Origin of the sequence: Specibacter cremeus, assembly GCF_003946885.1 — a bacterium.
GTDB lineage: Bacteria > Actinomycetota > Actinomycetes > Actinomycetales > Micrococcaceae > Specibacter > Specibacter cremeus.
This window is the reverse complement of the sequence record NZ_RWKQ01000029.1, coordinates 1-17,024: the sequence shown is the minus strand read 5'-3', so window position 1 is coordinate 17,024 and position 17,024 is coordinate 1. Positions and strand designations below refer to the sequence as shown.

Below are 17,024 nucleotides of genomic sequence, written 5' to 3'. Positions count from 1 at the left end.
CTGTCCGGTCTCAACGTAGTTGCCAGTCCGAAGTGGGAACCGACAGGTTGGACTGGCCGGTCAGTCGAAGCGTCCGCGGCCGAGGGTCGGAATGTTGAGTGGGATGCTCTCCCGGTAATCCTTGACCTTGAGCTTTTCGATGTGCCGGAAGCCGATGGGTGCCTGCTCGATGCCCGCGGCTTTCAGGGCTTTCCTATGGCTCTTCCAGTGTTCGCGCAGCGGCTTCCTTTTCGAGGGGACGAGGACGTCGCCATCCGTCACGACGATGAGGCGCACCCGCTTGGGCGTCAGACGCGGGCCTTCGACCGCCAGACGAAGTTGTTCGATGTCATCGCACCAGTCCTGTGACTTCTTCGCCCCGGAAATGAATTCATTGAGCGCGTCGATGAAGTTCTTTGAGAGGTAGTCGTGGAGCGCAGGACGCTCGTATTTGGCTGCGATCCGTGCCCCGAGGTTCAGTTCGTCGTCCTCGCTGGCGAAACCCTCGATCGGCTGATTCGCGATCAGCGCGCCCTTGCTGAGGGGCACTGAGACACGCAGATCGATCGCCCACTCCTTCCCCGTCTCGGGCGGTTTCGTCAGGTACACGTACTCGACAATCTCCCCGGCACGGATCTGCTCGATCTTCTCTGAGGGGAACGCCGCTCCGATGTCCCGGACGGGGCAGACCTGGATGAACGGATGGCGTGCGCCAGGGCCCGTTGCCGCGATGTCACAGGTCTGCGAGACGACTGCCAGATAGCCCGTGTCGCTGAGCTCCGCAACCGCAGCGACAAGCCCGCCATCGTGGTCGGGGTAGTCGTCTCCGGTCACCGGGTCCACGCCTCCGGCAGCTGCAAGCCACACGCCTGCATCGCCGTGGATGAGATGACCTTGCTTCCACGAATCGAGTTCGACGACGGCCTCCTCAGGCCACGAGTCCGGGAGCAGGTCATCGACCGTCAACGCCGGACACCTCGCTCGACCACCGACACCTTGGGCCTGCCGGTCCTCACGATGGGTACCTCGACGTCGGAGGCAACGCCGAGTCTGCGCGAGGTGCCGTGCGTCTTCTCCGCGGGTTTGGGCATCGCGACCGCAAGGTCCACGAGGTCTTCAAAATGACCGGCTTTGAAGGCAGTCATGCGCTCAGACGATGAGTGGAGCCAAACCGCCACGGGCCGGTCCAGGGTCTCGCGCAGATCCTCCAACGCATCCGCGAGATGCCAGAGCCGCCCGAGGCTCGACGGACGCGGCCGAGGCGTGGACGGGTCTTTCCACGAGTAGAACGTCCGGCGCTTGATCCCGGTCGCGGCGAACAAGTCCTTCTGGGTGACACGCAGCTCGCCCTGGATGCGCTCGAACACGGCCAGCGGGTCGGGTGTTTCGGGGTCGCACTGTGAAGCCGTCCCAAAGGGCTTCGAAGGGTCTCCGACCATCAGGACGAACATCGGACCGGAGACGTAGGAGTTGGAGATGAACGTCGGATATCTGGCGTCGCCGCGGCGCACGATCCGGACCGTCTCCTGGTCGCGGATCGGTTCCAATGTCTCGGCAAAGAGGATGAAGGCTTCCCGCAGTGCAGGTGCGGTCGGATCGAGCGCGATCGGCGTTGCGTCGCTGGTATTCTCCGGAGCGCGCCCGCTGCTCCAGTTCCAGCTCGGTAGCGTGGCCGAAGCGAGTTGAGAGCCTATTGCCATGGACATCAGTCGTCACCCTCTCCTTTGAGCGTTCGCAGATATTCCGCCGAGACGCATGCCTGAAACAGGCTCAGTGCTGTGCGGTTCAGCCTCTCGGCGGTGTCGAGCACCCCGATGACATCGAACGAAACCGCGGCATTCGCGAAGATATCGATGTCCAGCAGGTAATTGACGCTCTTGGTCTCCTGGTCGGGGATCGGACCGTGCCGCAGGATGGCTCCGTGCCGACCGTCGAGGGCGATCTCGATCTGCTGTTGTGCCCCGCGGACCTTCGAACCGAAGACCTTGTTGCCGACGGGCCCCAGCAGGGTTGTGTCGATCTTCCCGGACCAGTCCCCAAGGGCATGGCAGGCGGGATCGACAAAGCGGTCCACATACCGCAGGCCGACCCGCTGCACGAGTGACGGAGGCTGATCGGCTGCAAGGGAATTCAGGAGCACTTTGAGCGGTGCGCGCATGCTCACGCTCCAGCGCTCGTAGGCACCGACCTGCCAGATGACGCTGCCGGGGAAGACGGTCGCGCTGTGCTGGCCATCCGTTGACGCCACCTGCCAGCCCGTTGTCTGGTCCCCCGACCACGAAGGGGCTCCGGCGTTGAGGTTGATCTGCATCGTGCCCTGGGTGGCAACCTGGATGCTGGGGAAGTCGATGCCCATCGTCTCAACGAGCACATCCCGGATGCGCGCAGCCGTCTCAGCCCGAACCTCGGTCCGCGCAGACGTGAATCGGACCTCGCAGATCGCGACCTCCAGCGGAGCATTCGAGAGCAGGGTGTTGTCGACCGACGGCAGATCACCAAGAGGCAGGTCGGTGGTCATGGGCTGGGCAGTGTCAGACATCTCTTCTCACCATGATATGCACTTTAGATGCACTCACGGACAATTGGTAGCCGTGACGGCGAACCCCGTGTCTACGCGCCCAGGGCCTTTTCAAAGTCCGGTGAGCTGGCGGGCGATCCGGGGATCACGCATTGCAGTTCGGAGAGCTTTGGCAATATTGGTCGCGCCGGCCAGCCGGTGGATGCTGATGGCCAGGTTACGGATGCTGGCCATGATATGCGCCCCGGGTCATGGCCACTGTGCGCAACACCGTCATCAGCCTGTTGCGTCTGGCCGGCTGGGAGAACATCGCCAAGGCCCTACGACATCACGCCAGACACGCAAAGCGACCCGTCAAACTGCTGCCGGCCCCGTGAAACACGCCTTTGCCGGGGCCTCGGGCATGCCCCTGAGTGCGCTGACGATGCCGACCGTGACCGTGTTGGACAGGCACAGCGGCGCGCCGAGCGCCCCCACCGGCTGGCCCACCCGGACCGCAGACGAATCGCCAAGCACCATGGTGGGCGGCGCCTCGGCGGCGGGGACCATCAGCACGGCCAGGTCGGACAACGGGTGGCGGCCCACCAGCTTGGGTCTGGTCCTCGTGGCCGTCGCTGTATACGACGTCGATGGTGCCGCCTGGAGCCGCGGCGGAGATGACGCGGTTGTTGGACAGGATGTAGCCATCCGGGCGGATGAACCCGCCGCTGCCCGCTCCGCCGCACGACGCCGGGCCGTCACCTTCCGTGGGGAGGGTGGCGGCCCGGCGTCACGCGGCTCAGCCCTGCCGGTCGAGCGTGCCCAGCTTCGTGCCGCCCTGGTCGAAGACGGTCAGTGTGTTGCCGTCGATGCTGGCGGTGGCCGCCTTCGACAGCCACGTGTCGACGTCGGGACAGGACGCCTGGGTCGAGGAGACCGGGCCGAACGTCACCTTGTCGCCATTGGCCTTCCACCCGCCCAGGAGCCGGTTGCAGCCGTCGCTTCCGGAGAAGAGGCCGCCGTCGAACAGCTGCAGGTACGGCAGCTTGTCCGTGCTGACCCCATTGCCCCACGTTCCACTGGGGCCGCTGGGCCCGGCGCAGGCCCCGAGCGTGAGGGCCAGCAGCAGGCTCCCGGCCAGGAGGGGAAGGCGTTTGCGCATCAGCGTGCTCCGATCAGGATTGTGCGGGTCCGTTCCAAGGCCCATGCTACGACACGGCAGGCGACCCGGCGCCGGGCTGGACCGGTTCGTTACACACCGACCGGCCGGGCCGCGGCCAGCACGCCGTCGCGCATGCTCGCCACCGAATCGGTCAGCGGCACGAACTCGGTGTCGTGCGTGACCATGACCGTGGCCACGGAGAACGTGTCCGTCACCCGGCGCAGCAGGCGCACGATCGAGTCGCTGCGCTCGTGGTCCAGCGCCGCCGTCGGCTCGTCGACGAGCAGCACGGACGGGTCGCCCATGAGCGCCCGGGCGATGTTGACGCGCTGGCGCTGCCCGCCCGAGAGCTGGTGCGGGCGCTTGCCGGCGGACCCCGCCAGGCCGACGACGTCCAGCAGCTGGGCGGCCTTCTCCCGCGCGGCGCGCAGCGAGTCCCCGCGCAGGTGGTCCACGATCACCAGCTGTTCGAGCGCCGTCAGCGACGCCAGCAGGTTCGGCTGCTGGAAGATGATGCCGACCTTGTCGCGGCGCAGTGCCGTCCGCGCGGCGTCGCGCAACCCGGTCGCGTCGACCCCGTCGATCAGCACGGTGCCACCGGTCGGGGTGACCAGCGTGGCGGCGACGGCCAGCAGGCTGGACTTGCCGGAGCCGGACGGGCCGATCAGGGACAGGAATTCGCCGGCGGCCACGTCCAGGGTGACGCGGTCCAGGGCGGTGACGATGCCGTCGCCGTCCGGGTATTCGAGCGTGATGTCGGTAAGCTTCAAGACAGGTTGGTTCAGGGCAGACATGGGGGGATTCCTTTCGTTGGGGGCGGTCGGTGGTCGAGCTTGTCGAGACCGGACGGGCTTGATCACCGGTGGTCGAGCTGGGCCCACGGCCGCGAGGGGCCCCGCGCGAGCTTGCGAGTGCGGGGAGCGGCTGGGGAGCGAGACCAGGCGGTGTCAGTTGCCGCCGAGGGCGATCAGCGGGTCGATGCGGGTGACGTTGCGGACGGCCAGCACGGCGCCGGCCAGCCCGAGCAGCACGATCCCGGCCGCGGGCAGCAGCGTCGTGGCGGGCGTGAGCAGGAACGGGGCCGCCGTGGCTGCCAGGAGTCCGCCGCCGACCCCGACCAGGGCGCCGAGCCCGGCCCCGGCCACGAGCACCAGGGCGGCCTGGACGAGGGCGTCGCGCAGCAGGTAGCCGCCGGACGCGCCCAACGCCTTCAGCACGGCGATGTCGCGGGTGCGCTGCACCGTCCACACGGTCAGGAACGCCACGATGACCAGGGCCGAGATGCCGTACAGGAAGCCCTGCATCATCAGCAGCGACCCGTGCTCGCTCGTATAGCCGCCCAGCGCCGCGAACGCGCCGGGGCGCGTGGTGCTCACGGTCCCGGCCGCGTCGGCGGCGTCGGCGGCGGCGGAGGCACCGGCGTCGTACGTCACGGCGATCACGGTGGCGAGCGAGCCGGCATGCGACAGCTTCGCCCAGTCCGGCAGCGTGGTCCACACGGCGGGCGTGTGCGAGTACCACTGGTCGGCGACGATGCCGCCGACGCGCAACGTTGTCCCGCCCACCGTGACGGTGTCGCCGACGGCCACGGCGAGGTCCTTGGCGGCGGTCTTGCCGAGCACCACGGTGCCGGCGCGGACGGACGACGGCGTGAGGCCGGCCTGGGTGCCCGAAGCGGCGGTCCCGACACCGAACACGGCCACATTGGTGGTGCCGCCGGGGGACTGCAGCCGGGTCTGGCTGACACCCAGCGGCACGGCCGAGGCGACGCCGGGCTGCCGGGCCCAGGCCTCTACCTGGGCGGCCGTGACCTCGCTGTTGGTGAACGACGGCTTCTCGCCCGCCGGCACGCCGAAGGCGATCCGGTCGACGCCGGTGCCGCCGGGCCCGGTGCCCAGCCCCGCGATGGCGGACGTGGACTGGTTGCCCAGCCCGGCGGTCAGCCCGGAGAGCAGCACGAGCAACAGGCTGATGAGCGCCACGACGCCTCCCATCAGGGCGAAGCGGCCCCGGGCGTTGCGGATGTCTCGGATGGCGAGGAACACGGTGGTCCTTCTTTCTGTACAGGTTTTTTCCGTTGCTTCCACTCTCCTTCGATCCCGGGTCCGTTCCATCGCGGGGTTGGATGATCCTGCCGTGCCGGGTGGTTGAGGCGCCGGTCAACCGATCGGTTGATCCAGTGCGGCCGGGCGTGGCCTACTCTTGGTGACATGGCTGCCATGGACCTCCACGATGTGCCGGAAACGTCCAGCGCCTCGATCCTGCGGTTCCTGCGCGTGGCCCTGCACGTCGGGTTCGCCGTGCTGCTGGCCGTCGCCGTGCTGCGCGCGGTCTCCCCCGGACGCTACCTGCTGCTGGTGCCGGCCGTGCTGCTGGCCGCCGTGTACCTTGCCGGCACGGTTGCCGAGAAACGGTTCGCCGCCGAACCCCTTGCGAACAGGGCCGCGGCGGCGGATCCGGGCCGCTACGCCGTCCTGTGGCTGGCCGTGGTCACGGCCCTGTGGGGCGTGCTGCTGGCCTCCTCCGTCGAGTTCTCCTGGGTCGTGTTCCCGCTGTTCTTCCTGCACCTGCACCTGCTGCCCCGGTGGGCGGGCGTCACGGTCGTGGCACTCATGACGGCCGCCGTGGTCTGGGCGCAGTGGGCCGCCGCGGGCACGGCCGGTCCGCCGCCGGCGGCCGTGATCGGGCCGGTGCTCGGCGCCGCGTTCGCCATCGCCACGGCCCAGGCCTACCGGCTGCTGTACCGGGAGGGCGAGCACCAGCGCCGGGCCGCGGACGAGCTGCGCCGCACCCGGGCCGAGCTGGCGCGCACCCAGCACGAGGCCGGGGTGCTGGCCGAGCGCGGCCGGCTGGCCCGGGAGATCCACGACACCCTCGCGCAGGGGTTCTCCAGCATCGTGCTGGTGTCCCGGGCGGCGGAGAAGTCGCTGGCCGCCGGGGATGCGGCCGCCGCGGCGGAGGCGCTGGCGCTGATCCATGCGACCGCCGCGGAGAACCTCGCCGAGGCCCGCACCTTCGTCCGCGGCCTGTCCTCGCCCCAGCTCGACGCCGGCACGCTGGTGGAGAGCCTCACCCGGCTGTGCGAGACGACCCAGCGGGAGGCGGCCGCCCGGGGCCAGGCGCTCTCCTGCACGTTCCGGCTGGACGGGGAACCGTTCGACCTGCCGCAGCCGCACCGGGTGGCGCTGCTGCGCGCGGCCCAGGCGAGCCTGGCCAACGTGCGCGCGCACGCGAAGGCGCGCACCGCCGTCGTCAGCCTGGCCTACCTGGGCACGGAGGTGACCATGGACATTTACGACGACGGCGTCGGCTTCACGCCCGGGGCGCCGGCTGCCGCGGGGCCAGGGACCGGCTTCGGGCTGCGTGCCCTGGCCGAGCGCGTGGCCGCGCTGGACGGCACGCTCGACGTGGAGTCCGCGCCGGGCGAGGGGACGGTGGTGGCCATCCGGCTGCCGGTCGGGGCGACTGCGGAGGGGGAGGTGCCGGCATGATCCGGATCCTGTTGGTGGACGACCACCCGGTGGTGCGGGCCGGGCTGCGCGCCATGCTGGGCGGTTTCGAGGAGTTCGACGTCGTGGCCGAGGCGGCCGAGGGCGCCGGCGCGATCCGCGAGATCGAACGGCTGGCCACGCTCGGTGAGCCGGTCGACGTCGTGCTGATGGACCTGCAGATGGGCGCCGGCATGGACGGGGTCGGTGCGACCCGCCGGATCCGGGCAATGCCGACGGCCCCGCCGGTGCTGATCCTGACCACGTACGACACCGACGCGGACATCCTGGCCGCCGTCGAGGCCGGCGCCAGCGGCTACATGCTCAAGGACGCGCCGCCCGAACAGATCCGGGCGGCGGTGCAGGCGGCCGCGGCAGGGGAGACGGCGCTCGCGCCCGAGGTCGCCGCCCGGCTCATGGGCCGGATCCGCAACCCCGCCCCGGCGTTGTCCGCCCGGGAGATCGAGCTGGTGGAACTGCTGGCCACGGGGTTGGCGAACAAGGCCATCGCCAAGAAGATGTTCATCTCCGAGGCGACCGTCAAGACCCATTTGGTGCACATCTACGACAAGCTCGGCGTCGACAACCGGACCGCCGCGATCGCCGCCGCCACGGCCCGGCGGATCATCCGGGGGCCCGCGTAGCCCTTCCGTGGCACGTGATGTCCGGGTACTCGTTTTCCGCCCGAACCCTTCCGGGTCTCCGCGGCGGCGCGTAGGCTCGCCAATAGCGTGTGCTGTATCAGGGAATGATTCGGTTGGGGGCAGGCATTGGCGATTTCGCGATCGGCCCAACTTGGCTTGGCGGTGGCCTGCGCCGTACTCGGCGGGTCCGGGTTCGTCGGCGCCGGCTACGTCAGTGCCACGACGCCGTCGCCCGCCGGCTTGGCCGCCGTCTCCGTGCGCCCCGCCGATCCCGGTGCGCTGGACGGCAGTGTGGTGGCGGCCCACGTGACGATTCGCTTCGCCGACACCCTGGTGATTGGCCGGAAGCCGGCGCCGGCACCCCTCATCGATCTGGCCGGACCGGACGGGTGGGTTCCCCCCGGGGACAGCGTGCTGGCCATGCGCGGGGACGTGCCGGAACTCCCGGCCGCCCTGGTCTCCAAGGTTCGCCGGGAGATTCTCGCCGCCGCCTACCAGGGCCTGGGCCACGCCTACGTGTGGGGCGGGACGAGTTTTGCGAACGGGTGGGATTGTTCCGGGTTCGTCCAGTGGGCCTACGGGCAGGCCGGGATCCTGCTGCCGCGCACCGAGCAATGGGAGCCGATGGTCCAGACCTCGTCGCCGCAACCGGGCGACCTGGTGGCGCAGAACCCGGACGGGCCACATCACTGGTCCCATGTGGGGATCTATGTCGGTGACGGCAGGATGATCAGCGCCCTCAACCCGACGGTGGGCACCATCCTGGCGCCGACCGCGTCCACCGGTGTCTCCACCTACTTCACGCTGCCCGAGTTCGCCGCCGACGACGCGAAAGCGGCGGCGTCCGCGAGGGGCTCGACGAAGGCGTCCGTCACTGCGACGACGCCCACGCACAAGCCGACACCCAGCAAGACGGCCACGCCGAGTCCGACGCCGACCAAGACCGCCACGCCGAGTCCGACGCCGACCAAGACGGCCACGCCGACACCGACCAAGACTGCCACGCCGAGTCCGACGCCGAGTCCGACGCCGACGCCGACCAAGACGGCCACGCCGAGTCCGACGGCCACCGCGACAACACGCAGCGCGACCGCCTCGCCCACGGGAACCGCCACGCCGAGCGCCGAGCCGACGCAGTCCGCGGCCGGCCCGACGCCCACACCCACGTCGTGATTCCGTTGGCTGGGTGCGGCCGGCGGTCCCGGCCCGGGGGTCTCGACAAGCTCGACCACCGGACGCGCTGATTGAGCCCGTCGAAATCAGGTCTCGACAAGCTCGACCACCGACAAGCTCGACCACCGGGGGTCTCGACAAGCTCGACCACCGACAAGCTCGACCACCGACAAGCTCGACCACCGGGCTCAGGCGCCGGCGAACTCGGCGTAGCGGGCGCGGATGCCGGGGCGGACGTTCAGGGCCGGGGCGCCGGCCAGCTCCAACGGCCAGTCGGGGCGGAGGCCGGACAGCACCCAGGCCGCCTGGACGGCCGCGCCGCGGGCCACGTACTCGCCGGGCACCGGGACCTCGACGGGCGCGTCAAACACCTGCGCGGCCACCGCCTGGACGGCCGGGTTTTGCACGGCGCCGCCGATCAGCAGCACGCGCCGGACGTCCACGCCCTGCCCGCGCACGGCGTCGAGCCCGTCCGCCAGCCCGCACAGCATGCCCTCGATGGCGGCCCGGGCCACGTTCGCCCGCGTCGTCGAGGCGATGGACAACCCATGGACGCTGGCCCTGGCCTCGGGCAGGTTCGGCGTCCGCTCGCCCTCGAAGTACGGCACGAGCACCACGCCGCCGCTGCCCGGCTCGGCCCCCAACGCCAGTTCGGCCAGATGGTCCAGGTCCACGCCGAGCAGCCCGGCAATGGAACCCAGGACGCGGGCGGCATTGAGCGTGACGGCGATCGGCAGGAACCCCCCGGCGGCGTCGGCGAACCCGGCCACCGTGCCGCTGGCGTCGGCGCACCGGGTCGCCGAGACGGCGAACACCGTCCCGCTCGTGCCCACCGACACGCCGACGTCGCCCGGCCCGGCGCCGAGCCCCAGCGCGGCGGCGGCGTTGTCGCCGGCCCCCGGTCCCACGCGCACGGAACCGGCGGCAACGCCCGGGAACAGCGCCTCATGGACGGTGCCGACCGCCTCGTCCGGTGCCGCGACGCGCGGAAGCACGACGGCGTCCGCGGCTCGGGCGCGACCGTCGCCTGCCGCCTCGCGCCCGGCCCGGCCGAACGCCCGGGCAAAGAGATCGAGATCGTACGCGTCGTCCGCAGGAGACCAGTACCCGGTGCCGCTGGCGTCGGACCTGTCGGTGACCAGCTGCTCCAGGTCCGGGCCCAGCGGGCTGGACCCGCCCGGGCCGTAGCCGCGCAGCCGCCACGTCAGCCAGTCGTGCGGCAGCGCCACGGCGGCCACCTTCGCCGCATGCTCCGGCTCGTGGTCGCGCACCCAGCGCACCTTCGTGCCGGTGAACGAGGCCACCGGCACCGAGCCGGTCCGCTCCGCCCAGGCCGCGGCGCCCAGCTCGTCGCGCAGCTGCGCGGCGGCCTGCGCCGAGCGGGTGTCGTTCCAGAGCAGGGCCGGGCGGATCACCTCGCCGGCCGCGTCGAGCAGCACCATGCCGTGCTGTTGCCCCGCGATGGCGACGGCCGCCACATCGGCCAGCCCGCCGGCGTCGGCCACGGCCGCGTGCAGCGCCTCCCACCACGCGGCCGGATCCACCTCGGTGCCGTCCGGGTGGGCGGCCCGGCCGGTGCGCACGATGGCCCCGGTGGCCGCGTCCACGACGACGACCTTGCAGCTCTGGGTGGATGAGTCGATCCCCGCGACGAGCATCATGCGGTCCTACCGGGCGCCGAGCAGGTGCTCGATGAACAACTGCTGGAGCTTCACGAAACCGAAGCCCTTGCCGCCGAAGTAGGCGTCGGCGTCGAACTCCTCATAGGCGGACGGGTCCGCGAGCAGCTCCGTGTAGCCCTCGCCCGGGTTCAGCGTGGGCCGGTTGATCTCGTCGACGCGCGAGTCGGCCAGCGCCGCCTGCACGGCCGGGTCGGCGCGGAAGGCGGCGGCGCGCTCCTTCAGGAGCAGATAGGTGCGCATGTTGGCCGCCGCCGAGTCCCAGACGCCGTTGATGTCCTCGGTGCGGGACGGCTTGTAGTCGAAGTGGCGCGGGCCGTCGTAGGCCGGGCCGCCATTGGGGCCGCCGTTCTCCAGCAGGTCCACCAGGGAGAACGCGTTCTGCAGGTCGCCGTGGCCGAACACCAGGTCCTGGTCGAACTTGATGCTGCGCTGGCCGTTGAGGTCGATGTGGAACAGCTTGCCCTGGTAGAGGGCCTGGGCGACGCCGTGCGTGAAGTTCAGCCCGGCCATCTGCTCGTGGCCGGTTTCGGGGTTGATGCCCACCAGTTCGGGGCGTTCGAGCGTCTCGATGAACGCCAGCGCGTGGCCGAGCGTGGGCAGCAGGATGTCCCCGCGCGGCTCGTTCGGCTTGGGCTCGATGGCGAAGCGGATGTCGTAGCCCTTGTCGGTGACGTAGTCGCCGAGCAGGTTCACGGCCTCGCGGTAGCGCTCCAGCGCGCCGCGGATGTCCTTGGCGGCGTCGTACTCGCTGCCCTCACGCCCGCCCCACATGACGAACGTCTTGGCGCCGAGCTCTGCGGCGAGGTCCAGGTTTTCCAGCACCTTGCGCAGCGCGAACCGGCGCACGCCGCGGTCGTTGGACGTGAAGCCGCCGTCCTTGAACACCGGGTGGCTGAACAGGTTCGTGGTGATCATGGGGACGACCAGGCCGGTGGACTCCAGCGCGCCCTTGAGCCGGTCGATCTCGGCCCGGCGCTGCATTGCGGTGGCGTCGAAGGGGAAGAGGTCGTTGTCATGGAACGTCAGGCCGTACGCGCCCAGGTCGCTGAGCCGGTTGACCGCCTCGACAGTGTCCAGTGGCGGCCGGGTGGGGGCGCCGAACTGGTCCTGGGCCTGCCAGCCGACGGTCCACAGGCCGAAGGAGAACTTGTCGTCGCGGGTGGGGTCAAGTGCCATTGGTCTGCTCCTCGAGGGGTGGTGTGCGGTCAATCACGCTAATAAGTTCTGAACACAAACATATGCGAATTTCGCAGACTGTCAAGAGCCGAACCAGTGTTGTTGGGGCTGCTCCGCAGTGAGAACCGCACGAAGGGGGCTGGCCTTCGTCTCCTGCTCCTGTTATGTTGTGACCCACATCAAATTATGTGCCGTGAGGTTGAGGAGCGAAACATGACGGTCGAAAACACGACGGCGGAGCTGAATTGGGCCGGCAACCACCGGTACCGCGCCGCCCGGATCGAGCATCCGGGCAGCGTCGAGGAGCTGGCGGGGATCGTCGCCGGCGCGGAGCGCGTGCGCGCCCTGGGATCCCGGCACTCGTTCAACGACATCGCCGACACGGAGGGGACCCTGGTCTGCCTGGACCGGATCGCCGCCGGCATCGTCATCGACGCGGAGGCCATGACGGTGCGGGTGGGGGCCGGGGTCCGCTACGGCACGCTGGCCACCGAGCTCGCCCGGCAGGGTTTCGCCCTTCACAACCTGGCGTCGCTGCCGCACATCTCCGTCGCCGGGGCCGTCGCCACCGCCACGCACGGCTCCGGCGACCGCAACGGCAACCTGGCCACCGCCGTCGTCGGCCTGCGCTTCATCGACGGCGCCGGCCGCGAGCACACCGTCAGCCGCGCGGCAACGCCCGACTTCGCCGGGTACGTGGTCGGGCTGGGCGCGCTCGGCATCGTCACCGAACTGACCCTGCGGATCGAACCGCACTTCACGGTGGCCCAACACGTGCTCGAGGACCTGCCGTGGGAGAACGTCCTGGCGAACCTTGACGCGGTGACCTCGGCGGCCTATTCGGTCAGCCTCTTCACCGACTGGCGCGCGGACACCGTCGGCCAGGCCTGGTTCAAGCGGCGTGCGGCGACCGGCGCGACGGACCCGGGGGCGCCGTCGTCGTTCTTCGGCGGCCGCGCGGCCGCGGCGCCCAGGCATCCGGTCCCCGGCGTGTCCGCGGAGAACTGCACCGAACAGCTCGGCGTCCCGGGCTCGTGGGCGGACCGGCTGGCGCACTTCCGGATGGACTACCTGCCCAGCAGCGGCGACGAGATCCAGTCCGAATACCTGGTGGGGCGCGAACATGCGGTGGCCGCCATCGCGGCGATGCGCGCGCTGTCCGGGACCATTTCGCCGCTGCTGCAGGTGGCCGAGATCCGCACCATCGCCGCCGACGACCTGTGGCTGAGCCCCAACCATGGCCGGGACGGGATCGGCCTGCACTTCACGTGGCAGCCGGACCAGCCGGCCGTGGAACGCGTGCTGCCCGTGATCGAGGCGGCGCTGGCGCCGTTCGGGGCACGGCCGCACTGGGGCAAGGCGTTCCACGCCGGCGCCGCGGAGCTGGCCCCGCTGTACCCGCGCTTCGACGACTTCCGCGCGCTGGCCCGGCGGCTGGATCCGGAGGGGAAATTCCGCAACGGCTTCCTGGACCGTGTTGTCCCTGCCTGATGGCCGGGCGCCGATGGACCAGAATGGGATGATGCCCCCGGTCAAGCCCAACAACCTTGCGCGCCTGCTCACGCTCATCCATCATCGCGGCACGCTCAGCCGGGCCCGGCTGACCCGGCTGACGGGGCTGAACCGGTCCACCGTCAGCGTGTTGATCGGCCAGCTGGTGGCCCTCGGCCTCGTCTATGAGGAGGCGCCGGCGGGGGAGGCGCAGGTGGGCCGGCCGAGCCCGGACGTGCGGCCGCATCCGGCCGTGGCCGCGCTGGCCGTGAACCCGGAGGTCGACGCCGTGACGATCGGCCTGGTGGGCCTCGGCGGGCGTGTGGACAAGCACATCCGGTACGCCACCGAACGCATCCCCAGCGCCGCGGAGGCCGTCAACATCGCGGCCGCCGTCATCGCCGGCATGCGGGCGGAGCTGGACGCCAACTACCGCGTGTGCGGGATCGGGATCGCCGTGCCGGGGCTGGTGACGGCCCAAGACGGGGTGGTCCGCCACGCGCCGCACCTGGGCTGGCACGACGAACCCGTCGCGGCCATGTTGGCGGACGCCACCGGGTACCCGGCGCACGCGGCCAACGACGCCTCCCTGGCCGCGGAGGCGGAAATGGTGTTCGGCGCCGGCACGGGCGCCGGCAACCTGGTGTACCTCAACGGCGGGGCCAGCGGCATCGGCGGCGGCATCATCGCCGAGGGCCGGCTGCTCGCCGGCACGTCCGGGTTCGCCGGCGAGCTCGGCCACACGTTCGTGCGCTCGAACGGCCTGCGCTGCCACTGCGGCGCCTCCGGCTGCCTGGAGACGGAGGTGCGCCAGGAGGCGCTGCTGGCGCTGTTGAGGCTCGACGGCGGTGCGCCCGGTGATCTCGAAGCTGCACTGGGTGCCAGCACGGACCCGGTGGTGCACAGGGAGGTGAGCCGCCAGATCGGCCATCTCGCGACGGCCCTGCGGAATGTGGTCAACGTGTTCAACCCGGAGGCGATCGTGCTGGACGGCTTCCTCGCCGCGCTGCACGGTGTCGCCGCGGAGGAGCTGGACGCGGCCGTGGCCGCGCAGGCGATCCGGGAACCGGCCGCCCAGGTACACATCTCCCGGGCGGCCCTCGGCCCGGACCTGATGATGGTGGGCGCCGCCGAACTCGCGTTTGCCGCGTTGTTGGCCGATCCCGCCGGTGGTGGGGTGCGGTAGAGCCGTCCGCGGGTGGCACGATGGCACCATGGCCAGACCCTTTACGCTGATCCAGCTCCGGTACTTCTCCGTGGTCGCCGAGCTGGAGAACATGACCGCCGCGGCGCAGCGGCTGCGGGTGACGCAATCGGCACTCTCGACCGCCATGACGCAGCTGGAGGCCAGTCTCGGCGTGCAGCTCTTTCGGCGCCGGCGCGGAATCACCCTCACCGCAGCGGGCCGCCAGTTCGCCCAGGATGCGAACGGATTCCTGGAGCAGGCCGATTGGCTGTACGAATCCGCCCGGGGGGCCGAGGGGGTCCTGGCGGGGACGCTGCATGTCGGCGTGTATTCGCCGCTGGCCCCGTTCCGGCTGCCGGTGATCCTGCAGGCCTTCGAGGCCGAGCATCCCGGTGTCGCCGTGTCGATCGTCGAGGCGGACCTGGCGACGTTGCAGGCCGCGCTGCTCGACGGTCGGTGCGAAGTGGCCCTGACCTACGGTTTGGGGTTGGGGCCGGGCTTCAGCGCTCACGTGCTCGAGCGCGTGCCCCCGCATGTCCTGGTGGCCGCCGGGCATCCGGCCGCCGGCCGGCCCGGGCGGGCGGTGTCGCTGCGCGAGCTTGCCGCCGAGCCCGCCGTCGCCCTCGATGTCCGGCACAGCCGGGAATACTACGAAAGCCTCTATGCCATGGTCGGGGTGAGCCCGAACATCCGGCACCGTTTTTCCGGCTACGAGACGGTGCGCTCGTTCGTCGCCAGCGGCCACGGCTACGCCGTGTTGAACCAGCGCCTGCACAGCGACGTCACGTACTCGGGCGGCCGCGTCGTCGCCCTCCGGATCACCGAGGAGCTGCCCCCGATCGAGGTCATGCTGGTGCGGCCCGACGGGGTGCGCCCCACGCGGCGGGCCCTGGCCTTCGAGGAAACCTGCAAGCTGGTCTACGGTGCCGACGGCGCCGGGGCATCATCAATGTATTGAACGAATTGATTGATTCGGCAGAAACAATCAATTGGACAGATGTGATGGGCGTCACCGAAGCTTGTGGACAGTTGGCCATCGAAGGAGACCCCATGCTTTTGCCCACCATTTGCCACACAGCGGAACCGGCGTCCGGCTCATGAGCGCAAACAAACTCGAAACGCGGTCGGCCACAGCAGCCGGCCCCGACGCGTCGCACGCCCTCAAGAAGCGCGTCCTGCTGGGCGGCAGCGTCGGCCAGTTCGTCGAGTTCTACGATTTCACGCTCTACGGGCTGACGGCCGTCATCTTCTCCCAACAGTTCTTCCCCGGTGAAAGCCAGGCCGCCGGCCTGCTGGCCACGTTCGCCGCCTTCGGCGTGGCGTTCGTCGTCCGGCCGCTGGGCGGTCTCTTCTTCGGCGCTCTGGGCGACCGGATCGGCCGGCGCCGGGTGCTGGCCGTGACCCTGACGGCCATCGGTGCGGCCACGGCCCTAATGGGCCTGCTCCCCGGCTATGCCCAGATCGGCGCGCTCGCCCCCATCCTGCTGGTGTTGTGCCGGCTCGTCCAGGGCTTCTCCGCCGGCGGCGAATCGGTGGGGGCCCCGTCGTTCGTGTTCGAGCACGCCCCCGTGGACCGGCGGGGCTTCTGGCTGAACATCACCATCGCCGCGACGGCACTGCCGTCGGTTGTGGCCGGCGGGCTGATCCTGGCCCTCAGCCAGCTGCTGCCCGACCACGCGTTCACCGCATGGGGCTGGCGCCTGCCATTCCTGCTCGCCTTGCCGTTGGCCCTGTTCGGCGTGTGGATCCGCAGCCGCACCGATGAGAGCGATCAGTTCAAGGAGGCCAGGGCGCGGCAGGGCAAGGAATTCAGCCCGGTCCGCGAGGCCTTCCGCGACAACGGCCTGCGCATGGTCCAGGTCATCTTCGTGATGGGTCTGACGGCCATGGGGTTCTACTTCCTCTCCGCCTACTTCGTCTCCTACGTCCAGACCACGGGCCACCTCAGCCGCGGCCAGTCGTTGATGGTCAACGCCATGGCGCTGGCCCTGTACGCACTGCTCCTTCCGTTTGGCGGCCGGCTGGGCGACAAGGTGGGCCGCAAGCCGATGCTGATCGCCGGTTCGGCGGCGCTGGCGGTGCTGTCCATCCCGTGCTTCATGCTCGTCACCAGCGGAAGCCTGCCGCTGGCCCTGCTCGGCCAGGCGCTGTTCGTCATCCCGCTGTGCATCTACGGCGGCGGCTGCTACACGTTCTTCGTGGAAATCTTCACCACCAAGACCCGCTTCACGAGTGCCGCCGTCAGCTACAACGCCGCCTACGCCGTGTTCGGCGGCACGGCCCCGCTGGTCGGCACGGCACCGGGCTGCCGCACGCACCCGGCATCTACATGGCGGCCGCCGCCGTCGTCGTCTTCCTCCTCATCACGCTGACCAAGGTGCCCGAGACCCGCGGACGCCTGGGCTGACCCGGCCCGCGCCAACCCACGCACCTGCGTCACCACATTGCCATCACCCAACGCTAAGAACGTGTTGGGAAAGCGCTCATTGTGCTGTTCCCGTCTGCCATGGCCGGCGTCCCGGGGCCGGTGCCAGCCTCCGGGTCAT

At 70.4% G+C, this 17,024-nt stretch carries 18 protein-coding genes; 8 read left to right on the top strand and 10 right to left on the bottom strand.

Annotated features, from left to right (window positions below; all coding sequences use genetic code 11):
* Positions 1 to 60 precede the first annotated feature (60 nt).
* From EJC77_RS12285 to EJC77_RS12250, 8 genes are all read right to left on the bottom strand, one after another.
* Entirely contained in the window at positions 61 to 945 is an 885-nt protein-coding gene (locus tag EJC77_RS12285; protein ID WP_125613018.1) for a hypothetical protein, read from the bottom strand.
* On the bottom strand, positions 942 to 1,685 hold the full coding sequence (locus EJC77_RS12280) for a hypothetical protein (protein ID WP_125613016.1): 744 nt from the start codon (positions 1,683 to 1,685) through the stop codon (positions 942 to 944). Before EJC77_RS12280 ends, EJC77_RS12285 begins: the two co-directional genes overlap by 4 nt.
* Positions 1,685 to 2,497: a TIGR04255 family protein gene (locus EJC77_RS12275; RefSeq protein ID WP_205787221.1), complete on the bottom strand. Its 813-nt coding sequence runs from the start codon at positions 2,495 to 2,497 to the stop codon at positions 1,685 to 1,687. The genes EJC77_RS12280 and EJC77_RS12275 overlap by 1 nt, the downstream gene beginning before the upstream one ends.
* Before the next feature lie 111 nt (positions 2,498 to 2,608).
* Positions 2,609 to 2,731: a hypothetical protein gene (locus tag EJC77_RS21355; protein WP_276309074.1), complete on the bottom strand. Its 123-nt coding sequence runs from the start codon at positions 2,729 to 2,731 to the stop codon at positions 2,609 to 2,611.
* Positions 2,732 to 2,851: 120 nt separating this feature from the next.
* Positions 2,852 to 3,184: a trypsin-like peptidase domain-containing protein gene (locus tag EJC77_RS12265; protein WP_125613012.1), complete on the bottom strand. Its 333-nt coding sequence runs from the start codon at positions 3,182 to 3,184 to the stop codon at positions 2,852 to 2,854.
* 91 nt (positions 3,185 to 3,275) lie between these two features.
* Positions 3,276 to 3,638, bottom strand: coding sequence for an META domain-containing protein (locus tag EJC77_RS12260; protein ID WP_125613010.1), 363 nt, complete (start codon positions 3,636 to 3,638; stop codon positions 3,276 to 3,278).
* A gap of 89 nt (positions 3,639 to 3,727) precedes the next feature.
* Positions 3,728 to 4,432, bottom strand: a complete 705-nt coding sequence (locus EJC77_RS12255) for an ABC transporter ATP-binding protein (protein ID WP_125613008.1) — start codon at positions 4,430 to 4,432, stop codon at positions 3,728 to 3,730.
* Between the two features lie 153 nt (positions 4,433 to 4,585).
* Positions 4,586 to 5,683 (bottom strand): ABC transporter permease, encoded by a 1,098-nt coding sequence (locus tag EJC77_RS12250; RefSeq protein ID WP_125613006.1) that lies wholly within the window; start codon positions 5,681 to 5,683, stop codon positions 4,586 to 4,588.
* Positions 5,684 to 5,848: 165 nt separating this feature from the next.
* On the opposite strand from EJC77_RS12250, the gene EJC77_RS12245 reads away from it, so the two are divergent.
* The 3 genes from EJC77_RS12245 to EJC77_RS21095 all read left to right on the top strand — a co-directional run bounded on the left by EJC77_RS12245 (position 5,849) and on the right by EJC77_RS21095 (position 8,943).
* Complete coding sequence (locus EJC77_RS12245) at positions 5,849 to 7,129, top strand: sensor histidine kinase (RefSeq protein ID WP_240630193.1); 1,281 nt, start codon at positions 5,849 to 5,851, stop codon at positions 7,127 to 7,129.
* Positions 7,126 to 7,770 carry a response regulator gene (locus EJC77_RS12240; RefSeq protein WP_125613005.1) on the top strand — a complete coding sequence of 215 codons (645 nt, stop codon included), beginning with the start codon at positions 7,126 to 7,128 and terminating at the stop codon, positions 7,768 to 7,770. Before EJC77_RS12245 ends, EJC77_RS12240 begins: the two co-directional genes overlap by 4 nt.
* A 162-nt stretch (positions 7,771 to 7,932) precedes the next feature.
* Positions 7,933 to 8,943, top strand: a complete 1,011-nt coding sequence (locus tag EJC77_RS21095) for a C40 family peptidase (protein WP_240630191.1) — start codon at positions 7,933 to 7,935, stop codon at positions 8,941 to 8,943.
* Between the two features lie 188 nt (positions 8,944 to 9,131).
* Here EJC77_RS21095 and xylB read toward each other — a convergent pair whose 3' ends face one another.
* Together xylB and xylA are read right to left on the bottom strand one after the other, a co-directional pair.
* Positions 9,132 to 10,604, bottom strand: a complete 1,473-nt coding sequence (xylB, locus tag EJC77_RS12230) for a xylulokinase (RefSeq protein WP_125613003.1) — start codon at positions 10,602 to 10,604, stop codon at positions 9,132 to 9,134.
* Between the two features lie 6 nt (positions 10,605 to 10,610).
* Positions 10,611 to 11,801, bottom strand: coding sequence for a xylose isomerase (xylA, locus tag EJC77_RS12225; protein WP_125613001.1), 1,191 nt, complete (start codon positions 11,799 to 11,801; stop codon positions 10,611 to 10,613).
* 213 nt (positions 11,802 to 12,014) lie between these two features.
* Here xylA and EJC77_RS12220 point away from each other — a divergent pair, with 213 nt between their 5' ends.
* From EJC77_RS12220 to EJC77_RS12205, 5 genes are read left to right on the top strand one after another with little or no spacing between them, the layout of a single operon-like run.
* Entirely contained in the window at positions 12,015 to 13,292 is a 1,278-nt protein-coding gene (locus tag EJC77_RS12220; RefSeq protein ID WP_125612999.1) for an FAD-binding protein, read from the top strand.
* A gap of 31 nt (positions 13,293 to 13,323) precedes the next feature.
* Positions 13,324 to 14,478: an ROK family transcriptional regulator gene (locus EJC77_RS12215; protein WP_240630190.1), complete on the top strand. Its 1,155-nt coding sequence runs from the start codon at positions 13,324 to 13,326 to the stop codon at positions 14,476 to 14,478.
* A gap of 28 nt (positions 14,479 to 14,506) precedes the next feature.
* Positions 14,507 to 15,436: a LysR family transcriptional regulator gene (locus EJC77_RS12210; RefSeq protein ID WP_125612995.1), complete on the top strand. Its 930-nt coding sequence runs from the start codon at positions 14,507 to 14,509 to the stop codon at positions 15,434 to 15,436.
* Positions 15,433 to 15,579 (top strand): hypothetical protein, encoded by a 147-nt coding sequence (locus EJC77_RS20720; RefSeq protein WP_205787219.1) that lies wholly within the window; start codon positions 15,433 to 15,435, stop codon positions 15,577 to 15,579. The genes EJC77_RS12210 and EJC77_RS20720 overlap by 4 nt, the downstream gene beginning before the upstream one ends.
* A complete protein-coding gene (locus EJC77_RS12205; protein WP_240630188.1) occupies positions 15,576 to 16,850 on the top strand; it encodes an MFS transporter in 1,275 nt (424 codons plus the stop codon). The genes EJC77_RS20720 and EJC77_RS12205 overlap by 4 nt, the downstream gene beginning before the upstream one ends.
* The last annotated feature ends 174 nt before the right edge of the window (positions 16,851 to 17,024 follow it).